General features: G+C 68.0%; 18 protein-coding genes, 2 tRNA genes and 1 riboswitch. Of the genes, 12 read left to right on the top strand and 8 right to left on the bottom strand.

Annotated features, from left to right (window positions below; all coding sequences use genetic code 11):
• The first annotated feature begins 96 nt into the window (after positions 1 to 96).
• Positions 97 to 1137 (top strand): alpha/beta fold hydrolase, encoded by a 1041-nt coding sequence (locus ACIGHN_RS20765; RefSeq protein WP_396505801.1) that lies wholly within the window; start codon positions 97 to 99, stop codon positions 1135 to 1137.
• Positions 1138 to 1265: 128 nt separating this feature from the next.
• On the opposite strand, the gene rnr is transcribed toward ACIGHN_RS20765, so the two are convergent.
• Positions 1266 to 3605, bottom strand: coding sequence for a ribonuclease R (gene rnr / locus ACIGHN_RS20770; RefSeq protein ID WP_056413380.1), 2340 nt, complete (start codon positions 3603 to 3605; stop codon positions 1266 to 1268).
• Between the two features lie 19 nt (positions 3606 to 3624).
• On the opposite strand from rnr, the gene ACIGHN_RS20775 reads away from it, so the two are divergent.
• Positions 3625 to 3709 (top strand) — tRNA-Leu (locus ACIGHN_RS20775).
• Between the two features lie 365 nt (positions 3710 to 4074).
• Positions 4075 to 4159 (top strand) — tRNA-Leu (locus tag ACIGHN_RS20780).
• Between the two features lie 204 nt (positions 4160 to 4363).
• Here ACIGHN_RS20780 and ACIGHN_RS20785 read toward each other — a convergent pair.
• Together ACIGHN_RS20785 and ACIGHN_RS20790 are read right to left on the bottom strand one after the other, a co-directional pair.
• Positions 4364 to 4837 (bottom strand): GNAT family acetyltransferase, encoded by a 474-nt coding sequence (locus ACIGHN_RS20785; protein WP_396505802.1) that lies wholly within the window; start codon positions 4835 to 4837, stop codon positions 4364 to 4366.
• Positions 4838 to 4882: 45 nt separating this feature from the next.
• Complete coding sequence (locus tag ACIGHN_RS20790; RefSeq protein WP_396505803.1) at positions 4883 to 7672, bottom strand: DUF349 domain-containing protein; 2790 nt, start codon at positions 7670 to 7672, stop codon at positions 4883 to 4885.
• A 935-nt stretch (positions 7673 to 8607) separates the two neighbouring features.
• On the opposite strand from ACIGHN_RS20790, the gene ACIGHN_RS20795 reads away from it, so the two are divergent.
• The 4 genes from ACIGHN_RS20795 to ACIGHN_RS20810 all read left to right on the top strand — a co-directional run bounded on the left by ACIGHN_RS20795 (position 8608) and on the right by ACIGHN_RS20810 (position 12796).
• The gene (locus ACIGHN_RS20795; protein WP_056413384.1) at positions 8608 to 9450 is read left to right on the top strand and encodes a lytic transglycosylase domain-containing protein; all 843 of its coding nucleotides are present in this window, start codon (positions 8608 to 8610) and stop codon (positions 9448 to 9450) included.
• A gap of 94 nt (positions 9451 to 9544) precedes the next feature.
• A riboswitch (ZMP/ZTP riboswitch) is annotated at positions 9545 to 9696 on the top strand.
• Between the two features lie 36 nt (positions 9697 to 9732).
• Positions 9733 to 10977: a serine hydroxymethyltransferase gene (gene glyA, locus ACIGHN_RS20800; protein WP_056413387.1), complete on the top strand. Its 1245-nt coding sequence runs from the start codon at positions 9733 to 9735 to the stop codon at positions 10975 to 10977.
• 27 nt (positions 10978 to 11004) lie between these two features.
• On the top strand, positions 11005 to 11454 hold the full coding sequence (gene nrdR, locus ACIGHN_RS20805; protein WP_056413391.1) for a transcriptional regulator NrdR: 450 nt from the start codon (positions 11005 to 11007) through the stop codon (positions 11452 to 11454).
• A gap of 439 nt (positions 11455 to 11893) precedes the next feature.
• The gene (locus ACIGHN_RS20810; protein ID WP_396505804.1) at positions 11894 to 12796 is read left to right on the top strand and encodes a DMT family transporter; all 903 of its coding nucleotides are present in this window, start codon (positions 11894 to 11896) and stop codon (positions 12794 to 12796) included.
• A 12-nt stretch (positions 12797 to 12808) separates the two neighbouring features.
• Here ACIGHN_RS20810 and ACIGHN_RS20815 read toward each other — a convergent pair whose 3' ends face one another.
• Positions 12809 to 14653, bottom strand: coding sequence for a bifunctional metallophosphatase/5'-nucleotidase (locus tag ACIGHN_RS20815; protein WP_396505805.1), 1845 nt, complete (start codon positions 14651 to 14653; stop codon positions 12809 to 12811).
• A gap of 105 nt (positions 14654 to 14758) precedes the next feature.
• Positions 14759 to 15856 carry a chorismate synthase gene (gene aroC / locus ACIGHN_RS20820; RefSeq protein WP_056413400.1) on the bottom strand — a complete coding sequence of 366 codons (1098 nt, stop codon included), beginning with the start codon at positions 15854 to 15856 and terminating at the stop codon, positions 14759 to 14761.
• 139 nt (positions 15857 to 15995) lie between these two features.
• On the opposite strand from aroC, the gene ACIGHN_RS20825 reads away from it, so the two are divergent.
• Positions 15996 to 18227, top strand: a complete 2232-nt coding sequence (locus tag ACIGHN_RS20825; RefSeq protein ID WP_396505806.1) for an EAL domain-containing protein — start codon at positions 15996 to 15998, stop codon at positions 18225 to 18227.
• Between the two features lie 75 nt (positions 18228 to 18302).
• Here ACIGHN_RS20825 and ACIGHN_RS20830 read toward each other — a convergent pair whose 3' ends face one another.
• On the bottom strand, positions 18303 to 18752 hold the full coding sequence (locus tag ACIGHN_RS20830; RefSeq protein WP_056163554.1) for a CBS domain-containing protein: 450 nt from the start codon (positions 18750 to 18752) through the stop codon (positions 18303 to 18305).
• Positions 18753 to 18905: 153 nt separating this feature from the next.
• On the opposite strand from ACIGHN_RS20830, the gene ACIGHN_RS20835 reads away from it, so the two are divergent.
• Positions 18906 to 20216, top strand: a complete 1311-nt coding sequence (locus tag ACIGHN_RS20835; RefSeq protein WP_396505807.1) for an O-acetylhomoserine aminocarboxypropyltransferase — start codon at positions 18906 to 18908, stop codon at positions 20214 to 20216.
• A 5-nt stretch (positions 20217 to 20221) separates the two neighbouring features.
• A complete protein-coding gene (locus ACIGHN_RS20840; protein ID WP_396505808.1) occupies positions 20222 to 21031 on the top strand; it encodes an alpha/beta fold hydrolase in 810 nt (269 codons plus the stop codon).
• A 3-nt stretch (positions 21032 to 21034) separates the two neighbouring features.
• Here the strand turns inward: ACIGHN_RS20840 and ACIGHN_RS20845 are convergent, their stop codons facing one another.
• Positions 21035 to 22354, bottom strand: a complete 1320-nt coding sequence (locus ACIGHN_RS20845) for a DUF418 domain-containing protein (protein WP_396505809.1) — start codon at positions 22352 to 22354, stop codon at positions 21035 to 21037.
• 214 nt (positions 22355 to 22568) lie between these two features.
• On the opposite strand from ACIGHN_RS20845, the gene ACIGHN_RS20850 reads away from it, so the two are divergent.
• Entirely contained in the window at positions 22569 to 22958 is a 390-nt protein-coding gene (locus tag ACIGHN_RS20850; protein WP_396505810.1) for an Mpo1-like protein, read from the top strand.
• Positions 22959 to 23006: 48 nt separating this feature from the next.
• On the opposite strand, the gene ACIGHN_RS20855 is transcribed toward ACIGHN_RS20850, so the two are convergent.
• Positions 23007 to 24326: a YihY family inner membrane protein gene (locus tag ACIGHN_RS20855; RefSeq protein WP_396505811.1), complete on the bottom strand. Its 1320-nt coding sequence runs from the start codon at positions 24324 to 24326 to the stop codon at positions 23007 to 23009.
• Positions 24327 to 24347: 21 nt separating this feature from the next.
• Between ACIGHN_RS20855 and ACIGHN_RS20860 the strand changes: the two genes are divergently transcribed.
• Positions 24348 to 24809 carry a DUF2069 domain-containing protein gene (locus tag ACIGHN_RS20860; protein ID WP_396505812.1) on the top strand — a complete coding sequence of 154 codons (462 nt, stop codon included), beginning with the start codon at positions 24348 to 24350 and terminating at the stop codon, positions 24807 to 24809.
• Positions 24810 to 24835 lie beyond the last annotated feature (26 nt).

The raw sequence follows: 24835 nt of genomic DNA on the forward strand, positions 1-24835 counted from the left end.
CGCCATGACGCGACGACGCACCGGCACACCGCGTGGCACCACCCACGCAACCCGCTGCACCGCAGCATGAACACACCACTTCTCGGAGACCCGCTCTTGAAACGCATCGCTTTCTTTTCTGCAGCTGCAGCAGCAGCCCTGGCCCTGATGGTGAGCGCCACCGCGCTCTACTACGGCGCTCCGTCGCTGTTCAAGGAGCCGTTGCTGCACCTGAACCGCAGCCTGTCGGGCATGGAAGAAAAGACCGTCGCCGCCGCGATGCACACCGTGCACTACCTGGACAGCGGCACGCCCAAAGCCCCCGCGCCGCAGGGCGCCCGCGACGGCGGCCCGCCCATCGTCTTGCTGCACGGCATTTTTGCGGAGAAGGACCATTGGGTGGATTTTGCGCGACCCCTGACCGGCCAGTACCGCGTGATTGCCCCCGACATTCCCGGCTTTGGCGAGAGCACCCGGCGTGACGACCAGCCGTACGACTATGCCGCGCACACGCGGCGCCTGGCCGCGTGGCTTGATGCGGTGGGTCTGGAGCGCGTTCACCTGGCGGGCAACTCCATGGGCGGCACCATCGCTGCGCTTTTTGCCACGCAGTACCCGGACCGCGTGGCCAGCGTGGCCTTCATCGGTGCACCGCACGGCATCCGGTCCCCACAACCCAGCGCCATGGACCGGCTGATCGACGCGGGGCAACGTCCCCTCGTGGCGCACGATGCGGCAGCCTTTGACGCCATGATGGCGCTGGTGTTTGAAAAGCGCCCCTTCCTCCCCTACCCCATCCTGCAGGCCTCCGAGCAGGATGCCTTGCGCAACGCGGCATCGAACACCCGGCTGTGGGACGCGCAGCTGAAGGACCGCTATCTGCTGGAACAGCACCTGGGCCAATTGCGGAGCCACCCCACCCTTGCGCTGTGGGGCGGCAGCGACCGCGTGTTCGACCCGTCAGGGCTGCAGCGGCTGCGGACACTGTTACCGCAGGCCCGCGCCGAAACGCTGCCCGGCATCGGCCACCTGCCCATGATGGAAGCACCGGCAGACACAGCGCAGCGATACGCCCGTTTTCTGGAGTCGCTGGCCGAGGCTGCTCAATCTGCTCAATCTGCTCAATCTGCCCAGGCGGCTGCCGGCTTCATGAAATAAAAATAGCCGCTACCGCCTGTCCATCAAGCGCTAGCAGCTATCAATAAGTGAGCATTCAGCTCCGGCAGACCGGCAGATGCCCGTCGCCCAGGCACGCAGCCGCGGGCACGGGCGAGCGCCGGCCTCGGTCAGCTGCGGCGCGGCTTGCGCGCCTTGGACTTGTTTTGCTTGCCGGCCACGGCGCTCTTGACCGACGCTTTCAACGACTGGATCGGCGAGCGTGCAGCACGCTCGCGCGACAGGCCCGCCTGCTCGGTGGCTGACGGGGCCGCGCCCTTGTCACCCTTGCGCCCGCCCGACCGGCCGCCCGACTTGCGCGCGCTGCCGCCACCGGGGCCTCCGCCACCACCGCCGACACCCTTGTCCTTGAGCGCACGGCCCAGCAGCTCTTCGCCTTCGCGCACCAGGCGGAAGTCGATCTTGCGGCCGTCCAGGTCCACGCGGCTCACCTGCACCCGCACTCGCGCGCCGATGGCGTAGCGGATACCGGTGCGCTCGCCGCGCAGCTCCTGGCGCGCCTCGTCGAACTTGTAGTACTCGCCACCGAGCTCGGTGATGTGCACCAGGCCTTCGACGTACATGGCGTCCAGCGTGACGAAGATGCCGAAGCTGGTGGCCGCACTGACCACGCCGCTGAACTCCTCGCCCAGGTGCTCGCGCATGTACTTGCACTTGAGCCAGGCTTCCACATCGCGGCTGGCCTCGTCGGCACGGCGTTCGTTGGCACTGCAGTGCAGGCCGGCGGCCTCCCAGGCCTGGACCTCGCGGCTCGGAGGCTTGACGTCCTTGCGCGGCTTCATGCCCGGCGCCGCGACGCGGGACGCCAGGCGCTTGGCCAGCTTGGCATGCGCCTCGCCCGGTGTGGGCAGCGATGGCAGCTTGTACTGCGTCTTGGCCAGGATGGCCTTGATCACGCGGTGCACCAGCAGGTCCGGGTAGCGCCGGATGGGGCTGGTGAAGTGGGTGTACGCGTCGAACGCCAGGCCGAAGTGGCCGCTGTTGATGGGCGTGTAGATGGCCTGCTGCATGGAGCGCAGCAGCATGGTGTGGATCTGCTGCGCGTCGGGCCGGTCCTTGGTCGCCGTGGCAATCGCCTGGAAGTCGCCCGGCTTGGGGTCGTCGCCGATGGTCATGCCCACGGCCATGGCCTTGAGGTAGTTGCGCAGGATCTCCTGCTTCTCGGGCGTGGGGCCTTCGTGCACACGGAACAGGCCGGGCTGGCCGCCCTGCGCGATGAAGTCGGCGCTGCACACGTTCGCGGCCAGCATGGCCTCTTCGATGAGCTTGTGCGCATCGTTGCGGGTGCGCGGCACGATCTTTTCGATGCGGCCGTTCTCGTCGCAGACGATCTGCGTCTCGGTGGTTTCGAAGTCCACCGCGCCGCGCGCCTGGCGTGCAATGAGCAGCGCGCGGTACACGTCGTGCAGGTTGAGCAGGTCCTTGACCCGGTCTTTGCGCTTGCTCGCCTCGGGCCCACGGGTGTTGGCCAAAATAGCCGCCACCTCGGTGTAGGTGAAGCGTGCGTGGCTGTGCATCACGGCCGGGTAGAACTGGTACGCATGCACCTCGCCCTTGGCCGTGACCAGCATGTCGCAGACCATGCACAGGCGCTCCACATCGGGGTTCAGGGAACAGAGCCCGTTGGAGAGCTTCTCGGGCAGCATGGGGATCACGCGGCGCGGAAAGTACACGCTGGTGGCGCGGTCGTACGCATCGATGTCGATGGGGCTGCCGGTCTCCACGTAGTTGCTCACATCGGCAATGGCCACCAGCAGGCGCCAGCCCTTGCCGCGGCCGACCTTGGCGGGCTCGCAATACACCGCGTCGTCGAAGTCGCGCGCATCTTCGCCATCGATGGTGACCAGGGGCACATCGGTCAGGTCCACGCGGCGCTTCTTGTCCTGCGCACGCACCTTGTCGGGCAGCTCCTTGGCCTGGGCCAGGCACTCGGCCGAGAACTCGTGCGGCACGCCGTACTTGCGCACCGCGATCTCGATCTCCATGCCGGGGTCGTCCACTTCACCGAGTACCTCAGTGATGCGACCCACGGGCTGGCCGAACAGTGCGGGCGGTTCGGTCAGTTCGACAACGACCACCTGGCCCGGCTTGGCGGCGCCGGTGGCGCCCTTGGGGATCAATACGTCCTGGCCGTAGCGCTTGTCTTCCGGTGCCACCAGCCACACGCCGCTTTCCTGCAGCAGGCGTCCAATGATGGGCTGCGGCGGGCGTTCGATGATCTCGACCACACGGCCTTCGGGACGGCCGCGGCGGTCCTGGCGCACGATGCGCACGCGCACACGGTCCTTGTGCAGGACGGCGCGCATTTCGTTGGGGGGGATATAGATGTCGCCTTCGCCATCGTCGCGGATGACGAAACCGTGTCCATCACGGTGCCCCTGCACGCTGCCTTCAATTTCGTCCGACAAATGCGCGGACTGCGCGCCGGGGGTGGTTTTTTTGATATACAATCTTAGTCTTTCCTGAAATGCCCAGGTGGCGGAATTGGTAGACGCACTAGTTTCAGGTACTAGCGAGTAACATCGTGGAGGTTCGAGTCCTCTCCTGGGCACCAAGTTTAACGAGAACCAGTGATGGTTTTCAAAATATCGAAGCCGCTGTAGCCACAGCGGCTTTTTTATTTTCCGATCCTGCAGCAGCAGGCCGCATCCACGGCGGTCGTCAGCGATGCCTGGGCAGACACTTCCGGACCGTGCAACTGCCGCGTGCAGCACACTGCGGTCCCACGCCCGAGGTTGTGATCCGCCCCACCCTCCGCTGCCGTGCCACACCACGCGGTGCGGCACGCGCGGACTGCACGCAGCGCATCGCACTGCAAGAACGCACCCCCTGCAGCCTGCCGAAGACATTTTTCAAAAATCTTCAACATTTGATCCGACACCCCAATTTGTTGTCCTATAATTCGAGGCTGATCTGAAAGCCCAGGTGGCGGAATTGGTAGACGCACTAGTTTCAGGTACTAGCGAGTAACATCGTGGAGGTTCGAGTCCTCTCCTGGGCACCAAACACATAAAAAGCCGTTGCATCCGCAACGGCTTTTTTGTTGGTGGCGGCTGTGTTCAACAGCATCGGCTGCCTGCGTTCATGGCGTCGCAAGGCCCGGCACCCCACTGGCCTTGCACTGCGTGGACCAAACCCAGCGCGGCGGTGCCCCATGCCCCTGGCGCAACGCCATCTCCATGTTGACCGCGCTCGTGGCGATCGAGTCTCAGTCGTCCGGGATCAGACGCTTGCCCAGGCTGAGCGACTCATGGCGTTCATAGCCCAGCCGGTCGTAGAAGCCCAGCACCTGCGCGTTGCCGGTGCGCACCAGCACGTGGATCTTGGGGCAGCCCATCGCCAGCAGGCGCTCTTGCACTTCGTCCATGAGGCGCCGGCCGAGCGCGGCACGCTGGTGTGCAGGCGCCACCGCCAGGTAGTACACCGAGCCCCGGTGGCCGTCGTAGCCGGCCATGGCGGTGCCCACCAGCTGCCCCTCCTCGCCGCCCGGCGCCACCACCGTGGCCACCAGAAACAGCTCCGGCTGCACCTGAAGCTTGCGGGCAATGTCTTTGTGGGGGTCGTTCCAGGGGCGCACCAGGCCGCAGTCACGCCATAGCGCGACGGCGGCGGTCTCGTCCGTGGCCGCCTGGAAGGCCCGGATGCGAACCTCCGGCAGCACCGCAGCGCCGGCCCTGCTCATGCCGTGCGTGGCCAAGGCCGAAGCGGGTGCAACGCCGGCCCTGCGTTACTTGCGCAGCAGCGTCTTGAGCACCGTCTGCAGGCGGCGCGCACTGCCAGCGTCGCTGGGGCTGGCCAGCACGCGGGCGGCGTCCTGCCCCCAGGTCTGCGCGGGTGCTGGGTCGTTGCGGCGGGTGAGCAATTGCAGCTGCAGCATGCGCCGCGCCGCGATGTGCTCGGCGGGCGTGGGTGCTTCGGCCGCCATCTCCAGGCGCAGCAGCGCCTCGCCCGCATCGCCTTGGGGTGCCGACGATACGGCCTGCGTCCAGGCGCTGCGCACGGATGCGGTCACGCCGGAGCCCAGCTCCTGGGTGCTGGGCACCAGGGCTGCGTCACGCTTTTCCCAAGCCGTCATCAACTGGGTCAGCGCCTCGCCATGGGCTTGTGCCGCCAGCTTCTTCAGGGCCTGCTGCGCATGCTCCACGGCATCGCGCTGGGCGCGGAAGGCCGTATCACCCAGGCGGGGGCCACGGTCTTCGTACGCCGGGCGGTCGCCAAAGCGGCCACCACGGTCGCCACGCTCTGCACCGCCGAAGCGGCCATCGCCGCGCGGAGCGCCACGGCCTGCATCGCGGTCACCCGGGCGGCCGTCGCGGCGGTCGCCAGGACGTGCGCCGCGGCCGGGGGCTGCGGGCGCGTCCTTCTTCATGCCGGGGCGGTCGTCGCCGCGCACCGCCACCACGGGGCGTGCTGGCTTGGGCGGCGCTGCAGGGGCAGGGGCCGGCGCAGCAGCTTCTGCGGCGTCGCCTTCTGCCGGCGCTTCGCCATCCGATCCAGATTCAGCAGCAGCAGCCGCCGCCGGCTCTGCAGATTCCGCCGGCGCGGCAGCGGCATTGCCTTCGGCCTTCGCAGCCGCAGTGGCCGCCTCGGCAGCCTGGGCCTGGCCGCGCAGGGCGGCTTCGAGGGCTTGCAACGCAGAGCGGATCTGCTGCGCATCGCCTGTCGCGTTCGCGGCTTCCAGGGCCTTGGAGGCTTCCAGCACCACGCGGTCACGGGCGCTCAGCTCAGTCACCGAGCGTTCACGGTCCGCCGTCTTGCGGTTGAAGGCTTCGTCGATGGGCTTGCGGAAGGCATCCCACAGTTTTTGTTCGTGCTTGCGGTCCAGCGGCACGGTCTGCGCCTCGGCCTGCCAGCGTTGCTGCAGCGCCTTGATGGCGTCGATGCGCAGCGCAGGGGCAGCACCCAGGGCCGTGGCTTCGTCGATCATGGCGTGGCGGCGGGCCAGGCTGTCCTTTTGCGCCGCCTCGAGCGGGGCTGCAGCGGCCGAGATCGCCTGCTTCCACAGGGGCTGCAGTTCGGCAAACAGCTTCTCGCCCACATGGCCGCCTTCGCGCCAGCGGTCGCCGAACTGATGGAGGGCGCGGTTGATCGCCTTCCAGTCGCCGGAGGTGGCGTGCTCCGCCGCCCAGGCCTTGACCTCTTCGATCAATGCCAGGCGCTGGGCCTTGTGCTCTGCGGCTTCCGAGCGGATCTTGTCCAGCCAGGCCTCGACCACCTTGTGCGCGGCGTTGCAGGCTTCGTCGAACTTCTTCCACAGCGCGTGGTTGGGCGCACCACCCTGGTCGGCCTGCTTCCACTGCTCGCGCAGGGTGCGCAGGGTTTCCTGCATCTTGCGGCCACCCAGGGCCTGGCCCTCGGGGCGGTTGAGCAGCGCTTCGGCCTTGGCCACCAGGTCTTCACGGACCTGGTCGGCGCTCCAGCGCTGCCAGCCTTCCAGCTCGCCCGCAGCCACCAGGGCCGTGTGGACCTGCTGTTCCAGCGCGTTGTCGATGTGCTTGCCGTGCACCTTGAGCACGGCACGCAGTGCGGCGGCAGCGCCGGCACTGGCCTTGCCATGGCCTTCGGCGGTTTCTTTCTCGAGGGTGGCCAGCGCGGTACGCACGGTGTCGGCGGCCTTCTCGACGACCTCGGGCGCGACCTTGGGCTTGGCGGCACGGGCGGGCTTGGCAGCGGCTGCTGCAGCAGCGGCGGCCGCAGCCGCCTCCGTGGGCAGGCCACGCGCGGCGCGCAGCTCATCAGCCCACACCGGCACGGGCGGCAGCGGGGCGTTGGTGTCTTCCGATGCGGCAACGGCCTGGGCCAGGGCCGGCTGGAACGCCTCCCACACCACCAGCAGCTGCGTGCGCGATGCATCGAGCAGCGGCGGGAAGCGCGCCTCCACGCTGGCCCAGCTCGCGTCGCCGGTCAGCTCCTGCGCCTGCTCCTGCCACCGGGCCACATCGGCACGCAACAGTTCCAGCGCCGCCTGCGCATCGCGCCAGGGCTTGGTGGACAGCACTTCGATGCGCTGGGCCAGCAGCACGGCGGCCTCGCGCTGCACCTGCACGCGGTGCTGCAGGTCTTCGATCACCTTCACGCGGTCGGCCACCTGCACCTTGAGCAGCGACAGCGGCTCGCGCGACAGCGGCGCGCCGGCCTTAGCGGCATCGCGCTGCCATGCCAGTGCATCGGCGATGTTGAGCTTGGGCGCGGACAGCAGGGCCTGGGCCTTCTCGGCCCACTCGGCCGCGATGACCTCCTGGCCCTTGGCGCGGCGGATCTCGTCCAGGCGCTCGCGCACGGCACGTGCCGCACCCTTGTCGCGCCCGCTCAGCTCCTTGAAGACCTCCTGCAGCTGCTCGGGTGCGGGCTGCGTGGCCAGCCAGTCACGGATGCGGGAAGCGCGCTCGCCAGACGTGGCGGCCGAAAAAGCGCCGCCGGTCAGCGCATCCAGCGGATGGGGCTCATGGGTTTTGGCCGGAGCCGGATTCACGTCAGGTGCGTCGGACATTTTGCTGCGAGAAAAAAATGGAAACATGGATCCAATGGATAACAAAGGCGTCTTCTGGCGCACTGCCAAAAGGACCTGCCACGGCCGCCGCACTGCAAGGCGAGCCAAGGCAACAAAGGGGCTATTTTCACCGGGTTCTGGGTTGGGGCCGTTGCGGGCACCGCGCCAAGCCCGGGGATGTGATCTGGCACAAGGCCTGGGCGTGCCGGACTCGCCGCGCGCCTTGTGGGAAGCCTGTGCGCCACAGAGAGACAAGCCCCATTATCTATATATAGACGCCAATGCCCAATTGCAAAGGGCACAGCACCAACAAGAAAGCCCGGCAGACAGTGCCTGAAGGCCTGCCTGCCGGGCTTGACGGCTGACACAACGGTCTTTGCCATCGGTCGCAATGCGGAGATGAAGGTCCGCAAGGCGCGGAGGCAAGGTATTGCCTCCAAGGGGTGCCGTGGAAGCTGGGTCTGCTGCACCGTGGCACTGAATGCCCTCGGCGGGAGACTTCGCTTCGTCTGGCGATGCCTGAAAACTACAGGCAACTGCACCTTACCAAAGTTGCACCGCGAACTCAAACACCATTCTCAATGATGCGATCGGGGCCGATTGAATTTGACATCGGCTTGTAACAAGGCATTGCTCCCAACCGACCACCGTCCTGCCAAAAAGCGCCAAAAACTGTGATTTCTTACAGTTTTTTCATGACTTATCAATCTAACAAAGCTTTTTCTTAGTATTGACTATGCATTTAGTGAACTTCTAGAATCCGCCAGCCCCAAAAACAGGGCTAGTAAAAACCCCAACCCGCTGCCGAACCCGGCTAAGTCGAACCAGGGCACAGGGCACGTTCCCCACCGTGCTGCCCGAATCGATGGCGTACCAATCCAGGCGACTGCCGGGAAAGGCGCAGGGCTCAGTCACTGACTGACTGTCCCGCCTGTCCTGCTGCGCTTCAGAAAGGAAGAGCTATGACAGCGTCAGGAAAGTTAGTCTCCGGCGTAAGGACCTTCGTGTCCGACGTGACCGAAGGCTTCGTTGAAATCACCCACAACAGCTTCGCCCTCATCGGCCTGGCTGTGGCCTTCGTGGTCATCACCCTCACGGCCCGGCCCGACCTGCGCCAGGCGGGCGAAGAGCAGCTCATGAACTGGCTGCAGGCGCGCCAGGTCGAAGTGGTCGGCATGCCCATCGAGCCCGAGGCGAGCGAGCGCGCCACCGCAAGCAACCCCAAGGACCTGCCCAAGGAGCAGGCCGCCGTCGCCTTCTGGCTGAGCAAGAAGTACCGCGTGGCGCCCGAACCGCTGGCCGTGCTGGTGGCCGAGGCCTACGACATCGGCCACCGCGCCAAGATCGACCCCACGCTGATCCTGGCCATCATGGCCATCGAGTCGAGCTTCAATCCGTTTGCGCAAAGCGCAGTGGGTGCCCAGGGCCTGATGCAGGTGATGACCAACATCCACACCGACAAGTACCAGAACTTCGGCGGCCACTTTGCCGCGTTCGACCCGGTGAGCAATCTGCGGGTGGGCGTGAAGGTGCTGCAGGAATGCATCGCCCGCGCCGGCTCGGTGGAAGGCGGACTGCGTTTTTACGTGGGCGCCGCCAACCTGGCCGATGACGGCGGCTATGCCGCCAAGGTGATGGCCGAGCACTTTCGCCTGCGCCAGGTCGCCGGTGGCCGCGCGGTGCCCACCACGCCGCCGATGCTCTCGACCCAGGCCCCCGTGCAGATGGTGCCCGCAGCCAACTCGCCTGCCACGCCCGCTCCCGCCCCCAGTGCCGACAAGGTGGCACTGCTCTCCGACCTCTGACCCCTGGTGCGGCCGCCCCTGCTGGCGGCCCGTGCCGTGCCAGGCAACCCCACCCGCATCGGACACATCCTGCGCGCGCCGGCTCAGCTACACTAGCGGGGTACGCAACTGGCGATAGGCGCAGCTCCTGCACAGGACTGCCGCTGACGTGGAAACCGACAAGGGCTGGCCTCTTGTGAACCACTGGGGAGCGTGCCGCACGGGTGTCATGCCCGCCGCGTTCAGCCGTTCGCCTGGGCAGCCCTTGTTTCAAGGGACACAAGTTCATAGGACTGCCAAAAAATGTACGACCGCAATATTCTTGTCGAACAAACCGACCCCGAACTCTTCGCCGCCATCCAGGCCGAGAACGCCCGCCAAGAGCACCACATCGAGCTGATCGCCAGCGAGAACTACGCCTCCCCCGCCGTGATGTGGGCGCAAGGCACCCAGCTGACCAACAAGTACGCCGAAGGCTACCCCGGCAAGCGCTACTACGGTGGCTGCGAGCATGTGGACGTGGCCGAGCAACTGGCCATCGACCGCGTCAAGAAGATCTTCGGCGCCGAAGCCGCCAACGTGCAGCCCCATTGCGGCGCGTCGGCCAACGAGGCCGTGTTCCTGGCCTTCCTCAAGCCCGGCGACACCATCATGGGCATGAGCCTGGCCGAAGGCGGCCACCTCACGCACGGCATGCCGCTGAACATGTCGGGCAAGTGGTTCAACGTGGTGTCCTACGGCCTCGATGCCAACGAAGCCATCGACTACGAAGCGATGGAAAAGAAGGCCCACGAAACCAAACCCAAGCTCATCATCGCCGGTGCATCGGCCTACAGCCTGCACATCGACTTCGCACGCTTTGCCAAGGTGGCCAAGGACGTGGGCGCGATCTTCATGGTGGACATGGCCCACTACGCCGGCCTGATCGCCGCGGGTGTGTACCCCAACCCCGTGCCCCACGCCGACGTGGTGACCAGCACCACGCACAAGAGCCTGCGCGGACCGCGCGGCGGCATCATCCTGATGAAGGCCGAGCACGAGAAGGCCATCAACAGCGCCATCTTCCCCGGCCTGCAAGGCGGCCCGCTGATGCATGTGATCGCGGCCAAGGCCGTGGCCTTCAAGGAAGCGCTGCAGCCCGACTTCAAGGCCTACCAGGAACAGGTGGTGAAGAACGCCAAGGTGGTGGCCGAGACGCTGACCGCACGCGGCCTGCGCATCGTCTCCGGCGGCACGCAAAGCCACGTGATGCTGGTCGACCTGCGCGCCAAAGGCATCACCGGCAAGGAAGCAGAGGCCGTGCTGGGCGCCGCCCACATGACCATCAACAAGAACGCGATCCCCAACGACCCTGAAAAGCCGATGGTGACGAGCGGCGTGCGCATCGGCACCCCGGCCATGACCACGCGCGGCTTCAAGGAAGAAGAAGCGCGCACCACGGCCAACCTGATCGCCGACGTGCTGGACAACCCACGCGACGAAGCCAACATCGCCGCCGTGCGCGAGAAGGTCAACGCGCTGACCGCCCGCTTCCCTGTCTACCGCTAATCCACCGACTCCGGCCGATCAGCTCCCATGAAGTGTCCCTTCTGCAGCCACCTCGAAACGCAAGTCGTCGAAACGCGGGTGTCTGAAGAAGGGGACTTCATCCGGCGCCGCCGCCAGTGCGGCGCCTGCGACAAGCGCTTTACCACCTACGAGCGGCCGGAAGTGAGCTTCCCGGCCATCGTGAAAAAGGACGGCCGTCGCATCGAGTACGAGCGCGGCAAGCTGCAGGGCTCGTTCAACCTGGCGCTGCGCAAGCGCCCGGTGAGCACCACGCAGATCGACAGCGCCATCGAGCGCATCGAGGAAAAGCTGCTCAACCTGGGCCAGCGTGAAATCATGTCCGCGCGCATCGGCGAACTCGTGATGCGCGAGCTGAAAAAGCTCGACAAGGTGGCCTACATCCGCTTTGCCAGCGTGTACCGCAGCTTCGAGGACATCGACGACTTCCGCGCGATGGTGGACGAAGTCCGCAAGTAAGCCGCCACTGGCCCGCCCAGGGCTGTTTCGGCATTGCCACTTTTGGGTATAAATAGCCTCTACCGCTTGCCTGGTGTGCGCCAGAAGCTACTACTTTCATAGCACCCACTCGGCAATGCGCTCCTGCGCATGCCGCTCTTGGCACCCCTGGCAGACCCGCCCTGAAAGTGATGGGCACACCGCTGACAAGCTGCGCCTGCGGACCTTGCACCCCATGACAGCGGCGCGCACCACGGGTGAACCGACCATCTTCCGCTGAGCGTCACCTGTTGCACGGCGCTCGGTGCTCGGTGCTCGGTGCACGCCCTACTCTGCGCACCACAATTCGTTTGCTATATTTTCAATAGCTGCCAGCGCTTACTGGTCGAGCGGTAGAGGCATTTTTTGCTCCCATCGACCGCTGCAGCCGTGCAGGCAACGCCCCGCGCGGTGCCCGACAATGCGCCCGGTGAAATCACGCCACTTCCTGCAGCTCGTGCTGCTGTCTGCCCTGTGGGGCGCCTCGTTCCTCTTCATCCGCATTGCCAGCCCGGTGCTCGGGCCCAACGTGATGGCGGCGCTGCGCATCGGCCTGGCCACGCTCACGCTGATCGGCATCATGCGCGTGGCCGGCGAGCGCTGGCCGTGGCGCCATTGGCGCGAGCTGCTGGGGCTGGGCACGCTCACGGTGGCTGCGCCCTTTCTGCTGTACTCCTGGGCGGCCCTGTACCTGCCGGCGGGGTACAGCTCGCTGCTCAACACCATGGCCGTCCCGTTCAGCGTGCTGGCCGCTGCGTGGATGAAAGAAGACACGCTGAGCCTGCGCAAGTGGCTGGGCTGCCTGTGCGGCTTTGCGGGCGTGGCGCTGATCGTGCAGCTGGGCCCGGTGCAGCCCACGCCCGCGCTGCTGATCGCTGCGGCGGGTTGCATCGTCGCGTCGGCCTGCTATGGCATCTCCACCACCTGGATGAAGCGCGCCACCACGCGCATGTCGCCCCTGTCGATCGCGGCGGGCATCCACGCCGCCGCGCTGGTGCTGCTGCTGCCGGGCGCGGCCTGGAGCCTGCCCGAAGCACGCTTTACCACCGGTGCCGTGGCGGCGGTGGTGGTGATGGGCGTTTTCACCTCGGGCCTGGCCTACTGGCTCAACCTGCGCGTGCTGTCGCAGGTGTCGCCGGTGGCAGCCATGAGTTCGGCGTTCATGATTCCGCTGTTCGGCGTGGCCTGGGGCCATGTGTTCCTGGGCGAGGCGCTGGGCCCCGGCATGCTCTGGGGCGGCGCGCTGGTGCTGGTGGCCACTGGCCTGGTGACGGGCTTCAACCCCCTGCGCTGGATCGCCGCGCTGCGCCCCGGCAAGGGGTAGCCCGCGCCCGCCTCAGCGCGCCGGTGGTCCCGCAGGTGCGGTGTCTGCAGCCGACCGGATACGGTCCGTGGCGGGCACCGCCACCGGGCTTCGCGTGCGGAAGTAGGCTTCCAGCGCATCCAGGTCCAGCCCGCCCACCAGGCGGTCGCGGCCTTCGGTCAGCACGGTGAAGTTGTCGCCGCCGCTGTCCAGGTAGCTGCTCATCACCACCCGCACGGGGGTGTCGTCCTGCAGCGGCACGCCGTGCAGCACCACCTGGCTGATGCGCGCGCCGGGCGGCTGGGTCCGGTCGAACTGGTAGGCGAACCCTGCGGACACCGACAGCACGCGGGGCCGCTGGACGGTGTTGGTGCCGCTCGCAAACTGCTGCTCCAGCACCGCCTTGATCTGCGCGCCGGTGAAGGTCTTCACCACCAGCTGGTTGCCGAACGGCTGCACCGCATACAACTGCCCGTAGCGCACGAGGCCCTGTTCATCCGGCACCAGGTCGGCCCGCAGGCCGCCCGGGTTCATGAACGACAGCTGCGCCCCGCCCTGCTCCGGGGCCTGCGTGGCCGCCAACTGTGCATCGGCCACCAGGTTGCCCAGCGTGCTCTCCAGCGATGGGGTGGGCACACGCCGCATCGGCCCCGCCGCCTGCCCTACCGGGCGCTGCGCCAGTGGCACGGCGGCTGTGCGGTAGGTGTCGACGATTTTTTGCACCACCGGGTCGGCGGTGAACGACGGCACCGCGGCCGTCATGTCCACGCGCCCCTGGCTGCCGGTGAAGGCCTCGCTCTGCACGATGACGTTGCGCGCTGATTTGCTCACCACGCGGCGGGTGCGGGTGTCCACGCGCAGCGCGATGTCGGTGAGCAACGTGCCGTACTGGCCCGCGCTGGTCAAAAGGAAGGGCTTGGCCGGGTTCACCGTGCCGTAGTCGCACACATAGGCCTGGTGCGTGTGGCCCGAGACCACCACGTCCACCGCAGGGTCCAGGCGTTCCAGGATGGGCACGATGTCGCCCGACAGGCCTGCGCAGCTGGTGGCTTCTACGCCGGCCGTGGTGTTGCCGCCTTCGTGGATCACCACGGCGATCACGTCGGCGCCCTTGGCGCGCAGTTGCGGGATCAGCGCGTTGGCCGTGGCCGCTTCGTCCTCGAAGCGCAGGCCCGCCACGCCCGACGGGCTCACCATGGTGGGCGTGGCGCGCAGGGTCAGGCCGATCACGCCCAGCGTGACGGTGGCACCACCCTGCGTGAAGCGCTTGATGCCGGTGGCGGGCAGCAGCGTGCGGCCGTCTTCCACCCGCACAGTGTTCGCCGCCAGAAACCCGAAACGCGCGCCGGTGAAGGGCTGGCTGATCTGGCAGGGCTGGCGGGCGGTGAACTTCTCGCAGCCACCCTGCTGCAGCCGCAGCAGCTCGCGCCAGCCGCGGTCGAACTCGTGGTTGCCCACGGCGTTGAAGTCGATGTGCATCGCGTTGACGGCCTCGATGGTGGGCTCATCGAGGAACAGCGACGACACCAGGGGCGATGCGCCCACCATGTCGCCCGCCGACACCACCGCGTGGTGCGGGTTGCGGGACTTCAGCGAGGCCATGGCGCTCGCGAAATACGCCATGCCGCCCGCAGGCACCGCCACCGGCCCGGACGCCGTCTGCACCGTGTGCGCCATGCGGGGCGGCTCCATGTTGCCGTGCAGGTCGTTGAAGCCGATGAGCGTGATGTCGATGTGGTCGGGCAATGCCTGCCCCGGCGGGGGCGCCACCGTGCCGCAGCCCGCCAGCAAGGCGCCCGCAGCGCCTGCCGCCGCCCACGCCGCGGCGCTGCGCGCCCATCCCGACCCCACGGATGCCTGTGCCTTCAATCTGCGCATGGGTGTGCCTTTGTTGCTCAACCGAATAAAAAAAGGGCGCGCATTCCTGCACGCCCAGCCGCCATGGTCCGCCCGACGCCAAGGTGCGGCGACGCTGCGCCGCGGCTACAGGAACGACGCCTGGATCGGCGGCACGGGCGGCGCCACGTCGGCGCACTGTGCGCGGTGGCGCAGTGCGTGGTCCATCACCACCAGCGCCAGCAGGGCCTCGGCGATGGGTGCTGCGCGGATGCCCACGCAGGGGTCGTGGCGGCCCTTGGTGATGACCTCGGTGCTCTGGCCGTGCACGTCGATGGACTCGCGCGGGCTGATGATGGAGCTGGTGGGCTTGATGGCAATGCTCACCTCCAGGTCCTGCCCGGTGCTGATGCCGCCCAGCACGCCGCCGGAGTTGTTGGTGCGAAAGCCGCCGGGCGTCATCGAGTCGCCGTGGGTGGTGCCGCGCTGCGCCACGCTGGCAAAGCCGGCGCCGATCTCCACGCCCTTGACGGCATTGAGGCCCATCATGGCGTAGGCGATGTCGGCGTCGAGCTTGTCGTACAGCGGCTCGCCCAGGCCCACGGGCACGCCGGTGGCCTGCACGCGGATGCGGGCCCCGCACGAATCGCCCGCCTTGCGCAGCGCGTCCATGTAGTCCTCGTACTGCGCCACGTCGGCCACGGGGGCAAAGAAGGGGTTGCTGCGCACGTGGTCCCAGCTCTCGAACGGAATGGCCAGCTCGCCCAGCTGCGTCATGCACGCCCGGAACTGCACGCCGTAGCGCTGCGCCAGCCACTTCTTGGCCACGGCGCCGGCGGCCACGGTGGGCGCTGTCAGGCGCGCCGACGACCGGCCGCCGCCGCGCGGGTCGCGGATGCCGTACTTGTGCCAGTAGGTGTAGTCGGCATGGCCGGGGCGAAAGCTCTCGGCGATGTTGCTGTAGTCCTTGCTGCGCTGGTCGGTGTTGCGGATCAACAGCGCGATCGGCGTGCCGGTGGTCTTGCCCTCGTACACGCCCGAGAGGATCTCCACCGCGTCGGGCTCGTTGCGCTGGGTGACGTGGCGGCTGGTGCCGGGGCGGCGCCGGTCCAGGTCGGCCTGGATGTCGGCCTCGGTCAGCAGCATGCCGGGCGGACAGCCGTCGATCACGCAGCCAATGGCCGGGCCGTGGGATTCACCAAAGTTGGTGACTGCGAATAGGGATCCGAAGGTATTGCCGCTCATGGCGCAGGATTATCCCAGAGCAGAGGCCGCCAAAGTCCGGGTGTGGCCTGGGCGCGCCGCGCCAACGCGCCGCCACGCAGGCGGCCTTGGCATTGTCCTGCGCGCTTGCTAGCATCGCAGCACGATCACCGGGACCTCCATGCCCACCTCCGCCCCGCCGAGCCCCGGCATCCCAAGCCCCTCCCCCACCGCCTGGCTGGCCGATGCGCCCTTGCGCAAGGCGCTCGACGACAGCGACAACGCCATCGTGATGAGCAACAGCGAGCGGCTGGTGGTGTATGTGAACGAGGGCTTCGCCCGCCTGTTCGGCTTTGAAGCCCACGAAGTGCTGGGGCGCAACCTCAGCCACGTGCTCATCGGCCCGCGCTCCGACCCCGACCTGCTCGGGCAGATCCGCGGCAGCCTGGGCACGAGCGGCTCGTTCCATGTGGAGACGCTGCTGTACAGCAAGTCGGGCCAGCCGCGCTGGGTGTCGATGATGATCAATGCCTCCGACGAGGCCTCGGGCGGGCCCGGCGGCAGCATCACCATCCTCACCGACATCACGCTCACCAAGATGCACGAGATGCTGCAAAAGCGCGTGCTGGAAGGCCTGGTCAACGAGCTGCCCCTGTCCGGGCTCATGGCCTTGCTGTGCGACGAGGTGGAACGCATCGCCCCCGAGGTCACGGCCTCGGTGCTGGCGGTGGACGACCAGGGCCGTCTGCGCCCGCTGGCCGCACCGGGCCTGCCCGCCGCCATCAGCCGGGCCATCGACGGCCTGCCCATCGGCCCCAGTGCCGGCTCGTGCGGTACCGCCGCCTACCGGCGCGAGCCGGTGCTCACCACCGACATCGCGACCGACCCGCTGTGGACGGACCAGGACCGCGCGCTCTACCTCGCCAGCGGCTTCAAGGCGTGCTGGTCCAGCCCCATCTGCGACCACCAGGGCAAGGTCGCCGGCACGCTCGCGTTCTACTTTCGCGAGCCCCGCCAGCCCGATGCCCTGCACGAGCGGCTGGTGGACATGTGCCTGCACCTGTGCGCACTGGCCATCGAGCGCAACGCCACCCGCCAGCGCCTGCACCAGCTGGCGTTCTTCGACGCCCTCACCGGTCTGCCCAACCGCGCACTGTTCCACGACAGCGCAGAGCACCGGCTCGCCCAGCTGCAGGCTGCCCGGCACGGCGGCGCCGTGCTGTTCGTGGACCTGGACCGGTTCAAGCAGGTCAACGACACCCAAGGGCACGCTGCCGGAGACGCCGTGCTGTGCGAGGTCGCCCGGCGGCTGTCCCGTGCGCTGCGAGAGCACGACCTGATCGGCCGTCTGGCGGCCGACGAGTTCGTGCTGCTGCTGCCCGAATGCGACACCGACCGCGCCGTGCAGACGGCCCGCTCCTTGCTGGAGGCCGTGGCAGCGCCCATGGACATCGAGGGCCAGGCGCACGTCTGCCACGCCAGCATCGGCATCGCCATGTTCCCCGGCGACGGCGAAAGCATCGACACCTTGCTGCGCCACGCCGACCAGGCGATGTACCAGGCCAAGAGCGACCACCGGCACAGCCTGCAGCTGTTCAGTGCCGAGATGAACCGGCACGCCCAGGAGCGCGTGGCCGTGGAGCGCGCACTGCGCCAGGCGATGGCCGAGCGCAGCGGCATCACGCTGCACTACCAGCCGCAGGTGCTCAGCAGCTCACCCGGCACCCTGCATGGGGTGGAAGCGCTGGCGCGCTGGCACCATGCCGACTGGGGCATGGTGCCGCCCGGCCGGTTCATCGCGGTGGCCGAAGAGGCGGGGCTGATCCACGAGCTGACGCTGTGGCTGCTCGACCAGGCCTGCGCACAGCTGGCCGCCTGGCGTGCCGCGGGGCATGACGTGCCCTGCGTCGCGGTCAACCTGTCGGGGCGCAGCTTTCACCAGCCCGAGTTCGCGCAGCAGGTCTGCGAGGCGCTGGCGCGCCACGGCCTGCGCACCGGCGACGTGCTGCTGGAGATCACCGAAAGCGTGATGATGGACGCGCGCCCCATGACGCGGACCAACATCGACACCCTGCACAGCCGGGGGTTCAGGCTGTCGCTGGACGACTTCGGCACCGGCTACTCGTCGTTGAGCTACCTGCACCGCCTGCCGATTTCGGAGCTGAAGCTGGACATGGCCTTCGTGCGGGACCTCACCACCAGCCCCACGGCGCGCGCGCTCACGGTGTCGGTGCTGAGCATTGCCCACAGCCTGGGCATGGCGGTGGTGGCCGAAGGGGTGGAGACACCCGGCCAGCAGCAGTGGCTGCAGGCCCACGGGTGCCCGGTGATGCAGGGCTACCTGTTCGGCAAGCCGATGCCGCCCGACGAGATCGAGGCCTGGCTGTGCGCGCAGGCGCCGCACAAGCGCTGACGAAGACGCCACCGCGGCCCGCGAACAACAAGGCCGGGGCCGCAGGGTGCAGGGGCAATGCCCTGCCCCCCGGCATCAGCCGCCGGATTCGTCCTCGGGCCAGTCGCGGATGTAGGCCTTGAGCATCTTGTTCTCGAAGTTCTGGCTGTCCACCACGGCCTTGGCCACGTCGTAGAAGCTGATCACGCCCATCAGCATGCGGCGGTCCATCACCGGCATGTAGCGTGCGTGGCGGTCCAGCATCATGCGGCGCACTTCGTCCATCTCGGTTTCCATCGTGCAGGTCAGGGGCGCATCGTCCATGGCCGAGCGGACCTGCATGGTGCCCACGCTGCCGCCGTTTTTCACGATGGCCTGGATCACCTCGCGGAAGGTGAGCATGCCCACCAGGTCGCCCAGCTCCATGACCACCAGCGAGCCGATGTCGCGCTCGGCCATCAGGTTCACGGCGTCGGCCAGCGGCTCCTCGGGGGTGACGGTGTACAAGGTGTTGCCCTTGACGCGAAGGATGTCGCTGACTTTCATGGTGTAGGTCTCCGGGAAGGCGAAAAGAGCGCGTCGCGCGCTGCACAGGTCTGCCACCAAATATAGCCCACAATGCCGCGTGCCCTGTCCCGCAAGCAACTGTGCGGGGCATGGATTCAGAACATCCGCCTGACCCTCTGGGAGACAAACCACATGCCCGGCTACTCCGACCCTGGCTTCGACACGCTTGCGCTGCACGCTGGCGCCACGCCCGACCCCGCCACCGGCGCACGCGCCGTGCCCATCCACCTGACCACGTCGTTCGTGTTCGAGTCGAGCGACCACGCGGCCTCGCTCTTCAACCTGGAGCGGCCCGGCCACGTCTACAGCCGCATCAGCAACCCCACCAACGCGGTGCTCGAGCAGCGCGTCTCGGCCCTGGAAGGCGGCGTGGGGGCGATTGCCACCGCCAGCGGGCAGGCAGCGTTGCACCTGGCCATCTGCACGCTGATGGGTGCGGGCAGCCACATCGTGGCCAGCACGGCGCTGTACGGCGGATCGCAGAACCTGCTGCACTACACGCTGTCGCGCTTCGGCATCGACACCACCTTCGTCAAGCCCGGCGACATCGACGGCTGGCGCGCCGCCGTGCGGCCCAACACCAAGCTCTTCTTCGGCGAGACGGTGGGCAACCCGGGCCTCGATGTGCTGGACATCCCCACCATCAGCGCGATCGCGCACGAGGCGGGCGTGCCGCTGCTGGTGGACTCGACCCTCACCTCGCCCTGGCTCATGAAGCCGCTGGAGCTGGGTGCCGACCTGGTCTACCACTCGGCCACCAAATTCCTGTCGGGCCACGGCACAGTGGTGGGCGGCATCGTGGTCGATGGCGGCAGCTTCGACTGGGACGGCCCGCGCTCGGCGGGCAAGTTCGCCGAACTCACCGCGCCCTACCCGGGCTTTCACAACATGGTGTTCAGCGAGGAAAGCTCGGTGGGCGCGTTCCTGCTGCGCGCGCGGCGCGAGGGGCTGCGCGACTTCGGCGCGTGCATGAGCCCGCACACCGCCTGGCTCATCCTGCAGGGCATCGAGACCCTGCCGCTGCGCATGGAGCGGCACATGCGCAACACCGCGCGCGTGGTCGAGTTCCTGGCCAGCCAGCCCTTCGTCTCGCGCGTGGGCCACCCCATGCTGGAGTCGCATGCAAGCCACGCCCTGGCGCAAAAGCTGCTGCCGCGCGGCGCGGGCTCGGTGTTCAGCTTCGACCTCAAGGGCAACCGCGAGCAGGGCAAGAAGTTCATCGAGACGCTCAAGGTCTTCAGCCACCTGGCCAACGTGGGCGACTGCCGCAGCCTGGTGATCCACCCGGCCAGCACCACGCACTTCCGGATGAGCGACGAGGCGCTGGTGAACGCCGGCATCACGCAGGGCACGATCCGCCTGTCCATCGGCCTCGAAGATGCCGACGACCTGATCGACGACTTGAAGCGCGCGCTCAAGGCCGCAGAAAAAGCGGGGGCCTGAACACCATGCAGATCCAAGTCAACGGCAGCACCACCTACTGCTACACCGGCGGCAAACCCTTCGACGCCGCCAAGCCCACCGTGGTGTTCATCCACGGCGTGTTGAACGACCACAGCGTGTGGGCCCTGCAAAGCCGCTACATGGCCCACCATGGCTGGAACGTGCTGGCGGTGGACCTGCCCGGCCACTGCCGCAGCGCCGGCGAGGCGCCGGCCAGCGTGGAGGCCGGCGCGGACTTCATCGCCGCCCTGCTCGATGCGGCGGGCCTGCAGCGCGCGGCGCTGGTGGGACACAGCTTCGGCTCGCTGATCGCGCTGGAGGCCGCAGCCCGCCTGGGCACGCGCGTGAGCCACCTGGTGCTGGTGGGCACGGCCTACCCGATGAAGGTGTCGCCCGCGCTGATCGACGCCGCGCTGAACGAGCCCGAGAAGGCGCTGCGCATGGTCAACGTGTTCTCGCGCAGCACGCTGGCGCCGCCGTCGGGCGCGGGCTTCTGGGTCTACAACGCCGGCATGGCGCTGGGCCGCAAGGTGCTGCGCAGCAACACTGCCGTCAACGTGTTCCACCGCGGATTCGTGGCGTGCGACAGCTATGCCAACGGCGAGCAGGCCATGGCGGCCGTGCAGTGCCCGGTGCTGTTCGCCCTGGGCGCGCAGGACCAGATGACCGCGCCCAAGGCCGCCCAGGGCCTGGTGGCCGCCGCGCGCGCCGCCGGCAAGGCGGTGCAGACCACCAGCCTGCCCGTGGGCCACAACCAGATGAGCGAGGCACCCGACGAGACGCTGATGGCGATCCGCGACTTTCTCGCGAAGTAGCCGTCACGGCCCCTGCGGGCCCTCACGGCGCCACGCGGGCCTGCGCAGCAGGGTGACTGCGCGCAGGCCCCACTCCACCGGCCCGTAGGCGTGCCCGGCCATCCAGCGGCGACTGATGGCCAGCTGCGCCGCGTACAGCGCCACGCAGCCCAGCAGCACCACCAGCGGCGACACCCGCCCCACCAGCGCGAGGCCATAGGCTGTGAACACCACGGCGCCCACCACCGACTGCAGCAGGTAGTTCGACAGCGCCATGCGGCCGGCTGGCGCCAGGGCTGCGCCCAGCCGCCGGCCCAGAGGCCCGCGCTGCAGCGCCCACAGCAGCGCAGCCGCATAGCCCAGGCTGAGGAACGGCGAGGTGGCCAGATCGACCGCGAGCGCAGCGGCCGACACATGGTCGCTCTGGCGGGTGCCGCCGCTTTGCCCCCAGGCGTACACAAAAGCCCCCGCAAACCCGATCGGCAGACACCACCACATCCAGCGCACAAGCCGCGCAGGCTGCTGCGCCACGGCGGCCAGATACCCCGAGCGCCGCGCCGCCAGCCCCAGCAAAAACATCGCCAGCGCGCACGGCCCCTGCACGAACACCAGCACGAACCACACACCGTCGGCCATGTCGCGCCCCCGCTGAGCCATGGCGTCCAGCGCGCTGGCACGGTAGGCATCGGCCGCCAGTTGCGCCTTGGCCTGCAGCTCTGCCAGCGGCACCTCTGCCATGGGCGCCTGCGCAAAGCCCCAGGCGATCAACCCCCAGCTCGCCGACACCAGCGCCAGCAACATCAAGGCGAGTGCCACCGCCGTGCCCGGCCGCAGCTTGTGCAGCGCCAGCAGCATCAAACCCAGCACGGCATACGTCACCAGGATGTCGCCCGCATACAGCAGCCACGCATGCGCCACGCCCAGCAGCCCAAGGCCCAGCAGGCGGCGCAGCATGCGCGGCCCGAACGCGGCGCCGCTGCGCTCGGCCGACTCCATCTGCAGCGCAAAGCTGTAGCCGAACAGCAGCGAGAACAGCAGGTAGAACTTGGTTTCGAAGAAGAAGCTCACCAGCCAGCGCACCGCGTGGTCCACAGGCCGGGAGAACGCGGGCTCGAACACGCCCAGGCCAAAGTAGGTGGACGCGAAGCTGCCCGAGTTGACGATGAGGATGCCCAGGAGCGCAAAGCCGCGCAGCGCGTCGATGGCGTGCTCGCGGTGGGGGCCGTGGTCCACAGAGATGCGGGGGGCAGGGCTGGGTTGGACGGTGCTGCCAGCGTCTTGGGATGCGAAGGCACTGGCAGGCGGATGGGAAGGCACGGAGTCGGCGGGCAGGCTGTTGGTCATCGGGCGGCATTCAAGACATTCGCTCCAAACCTGGAAGTGGTGTTGTTGTGGACGGACAGCGTGGGACGGGCCAGCCAGCGCTTGATCGCCGCCCTGCCCGCGTCTCCAAGGCGGCACCCGCCGGCGGGCGCGCAGGCGTATAAAGCGCACAGAGCCTGCAGCGATTGCGCAAGAGCGTCGGTGACAGGCCGTGGACCACCACCAGGAGACAACGATGCATGTCAGCGCCCCCACCCCTACGCCTGAAGCTACGCCTGACGCCACGCCGGCACCCAAGCCCGCCCCTGCTGCCGGCACCGACCCGCGCAGCTTCAAGAGCTTTGCGCAGTTCTACCCCTTCTACCTCAGCGAGCACAGCCACCGCACCTGCCGGCGCCTGCACTTCGTGGGCTCCACGCTCAGCCTGGCGTTTCTGGCCGCGCTGGCGGTCACGGGCCAGCCCCAGTACCTGCTGTACGGCCTGCTGTGCGGCTACGGGTTTGCGTGGATCGGGCATTTTGGTTTCGAGAAGAACAAGCCCGCCAGCTTCAAGCGGCCGCTCTACAGCTTCATGGGCGACTGGGTGATGTACAAGGACATCTGGACGGGCAAGGTGCCATTCTGAAGCATCAAAACAGCCCCTACCGCTTGTCCATAGAGCGCCACCAGCTATTTATTTGATAGCAAACGACTGAAAAGGACGTGGCGCCGGCGCGGTCAGCGCTGCCACCACCGCATCGGCCGCTGCATCCCCCAGCACGTCTGCCATGCGCATCCGGTCCAGCCCCGAGCGCTCCCACAATGGCGCCAGACTCGGCGCGCGCTCGATCAGCAGCTTTTCGGCCAAGGGGGCCAGCAGGGTGTGGGCGGGGTCGGCCAGCAGCACCCAGCGCGGCTCGGGCACGTCCGACGCGCTCACGGCGGCTTCGGTCAGCTCGCCCACCCAGTCCAGCGCGGTCAGCGCCTCCAGCACGGGCTCGAGCTGCAGCACGTCCACCCGCAGCAGCTGCGCCAGCTGGCTCGGCCGCAGGCCCTTCATGGGCTGGCTGCGCGCGCGATGCAGCTCCTGCAGCACCTCGATGGCCAGCTGAAAATTCCACCCCGCCACCGTGGCACGCCGCGCCACGCCCGCCAGCAGGCTGGGCAGGTAGGCCGTCACCACCGCCCCCAGCAGCACGATGACCCAGGCCACGTAGATCCACACCAGCAGGATGGGTAGCGTGGCGAATGCGCCGTACACCACCGAGTAGGTCGGTACGCTGCCCAGGTACAGCGCCAGCACCTTCTTGGCCAGCTCGATGCACACCGACACGAAGAAGCCGCCCGTCCATGCGTGCCGCCACTTCACCGGCGTGTTGGGCACATAGTGGTACAGCGACGCCATGCCGCCCGCCAGCACCACGAACTGGATGGAGTCGAACAGCAGCTGCACCCCGTCCGGCAGGCGCCGCACCAGCCCGCCCGAGGCCGACATCACATACGACGTGACCGCCAGGCTCGCGCCCATCAGCAGCGGGCCCAGCGTGATGGCCGCCCAGTAGATCAGCACCCGCTGGCCCAGCGGCCGCAGCCGCTGCACCCGCCAGATGTCGTTGAGCGTGCGGTCGATGGTGAGGATCAGCGCCAGCGCCGTGGCCAGCAAGATCGAGAAACCCGCCACCCCCAGCCCGCTGGCCTTGGCGGCGAACTGGTTCAGGTAGCCCAGCACCTGGCGCGAGATGCTGTCGGGCACCAGGCTCGTGACCAGCCAGCCCTGCAGCGCGTCCTGCAGCTTGCCGAAGATGGGGAACGCGGTGAACACCGCCAGCGCCACGGTGAAGAACGGCACCAGCGCCAAAATGGTGGTGAATGTCAGGCTGCTGGCGGTCAGGCCCAGGTGGTCTTCGCGGAACCGCTCGCGCAGGGTCTGCGCGGTGGTCCGCCAGGGAAAGTGCGACAGCTCGGTCATCAGCGCTTCGGCGCGCGACGCTACTGCCTGTAAGGAAAAGGGCATGACCGATATGATGCCACCCCAATGACCCCCTCCCCCGCTAACCCCGCTAACCCCGCTACCCCCGCCGCTCCTGCCGCCCCAGCCGCCGCTCCCGTGCCCGCGCCTCCCGCCGACAACGCCGTGGCCGCCACGCGCTGGGTGGCCACCGGCTGCCTGCTGGCGCTGATCGCGCTGTGCCTGGCCTGGGAGCTGGTGCTGGCACCGCTGCGCCCCGGCGGCTCGTGGCTGGCGCTCAAGGCGCTGCCGCTGTGCATCCCGCTCGCCGGCGTGCTCAAGAACCGCATGTACACCTACCGCTGGGTCAGCCTGGTGATCTGGCTGTACTTCACCGAAGGCGTGGTGCGCGGCTGGACCGACAAGCCGCCGTCGCAGTGGCTCGCCTGGGCCGAGGTGGCGCTGTGCCTGGTGTTGTTCACCGCCTGCACACTGCACGTGCGGCTGCGTCAGCGCAATGCAAAGGCCGCTGCGGCAGCCGCCGCCTGACCCCGCGAGCGGCCCTCCTGTTCCTG

It is taken from the genome of Acidovorax sp. NPDC077693 (assembly GCF_044542805.1).
In the GTDB taxonomy this organism is placed as follows: domain Bacteria; phylum Pseudomonadota; class Gammaproteobacteria; order Burkholderiales; family Burkholderiaceae_C; genus Acidovorax.

Excerpts from the sequence above, each read along its gene's own strand:
- ACIGHN_RS20785 (WP_396505802.1), bottom strand. The coding sequence starts at position 4,837 with ATGAGCAGGGCCGGCGCTGCGGTGCTGCCGGAGGTTCGCATCCGGGCC.
- ACIGHN_RS20790 (WP_396505803.1), bottom strand. The coding sequence starts at position 7,672 with ATGTTTCCATTTTTTTCTCGCAGCAAAATGTCCGACGCACCTGACGTG.
- ACIGHN_RS20795 (WP_056413384.1), top strand. The coding sequence starts at position 8,608 with ATGACAGCGTCAGGAAAGTTAGTCTCCGGCGTAAGGACCTTCGTGTCC.
- glyA (WP_056413387.1), top strand. The coding sequence starts at position 9,733 with ATGTACGACCGCAATATTCTTGTCGAACAAACCGACCCCGAACTCTTC.
- nrdR (WP_056413391.1), top strand. The coding sequence starts at position 11,005 with ATGAAGTGTCCCTTCTGCAGCCACCTCGAAACGCAAGTCGTCGAAACG.
- ACIGHN_RS20810 (WP_396505804.1), top strand. The coding sequence starts at position 11,894 with ATGCGCCCGGTGAAATCACGCCACTTCCTGCAGCTCGTGCTGCTGTCT.
- ACIGHN_RS20815 (WP_396505805.1), bottom strand. The coding sequence starts at position 14,653 with ATGCGCAGATTGAAGGCACAGGCATCCGTGGGGTCGGGATGGGCGCGC.
- aroC (WP_056413400.1), bottom strand. The coding sequence starts at position 15,856 with ATGAGCGGCAATACCTTCGGATCCCTATTCGCAGTCACCAACTTTGGT.
- ACIGHN_RS20825 (WP_396505806.1), top strand. The coding sequence starts at position 15,996 with ATGCCCACCTCCGCCCCGCCGAGCCCCGGCATCCCAAGCCCCTCCCCC.
- ACIGHN_RS20830 (WP_056163554.1), bottom strand. The coding sequence starts at position 18,752 with ATGAAAGTCAGCGACATCCTTCGCGTCAAGGGCAACACCTTGTACACC.
- ACIGHN_RS20835 (WP_396505807.1), top strand. The coding sequence starts at position 18,906 with ATGCCCGGCTACTCCGACCCTGGCTTCGACACGCTTGCGCTGCACGCT.
- ACIGHN_RS20840 (WP_396505808.1), top strand. The coding sequence starts at position 20,222 with ATGCAGATCCAAGTCAACGGCAGCACCACCTACTGCTACACCGGCGGC.
- ACIGHN_RS20845 (WP_396505809.1), bottom strand. The coding sequence starts at position 22,354 with ATGACCAACAGCCTGCCCGCCGACTCCGTGCCTTCCCATCCGCCTGCC.
- ACIGHN_RS20850 (WP_396505810.1), top strand. The coding sequence starts at position 22,569 with ATGCATGTCAGCGCCCCCACCCCTACGCCTGAAGCTACGCCTGACGCC.
- ACIGHN_RS20855 (WP_396505811.1), bottom strand. The coding sequence starts at position 24,326 with ATGCCCTTTTCCTTACAGGCAGTAGCGTCGCGCGCCGAAGCGCTGATG.
- ACIGHN_RS20860 (WP_396505812.1), top strand. The coding sequence starts at position 24,348 with ATGACCCCCTCCCCCGCTAACCCCGCTAACCCCGCTACCCCCGCCGCT.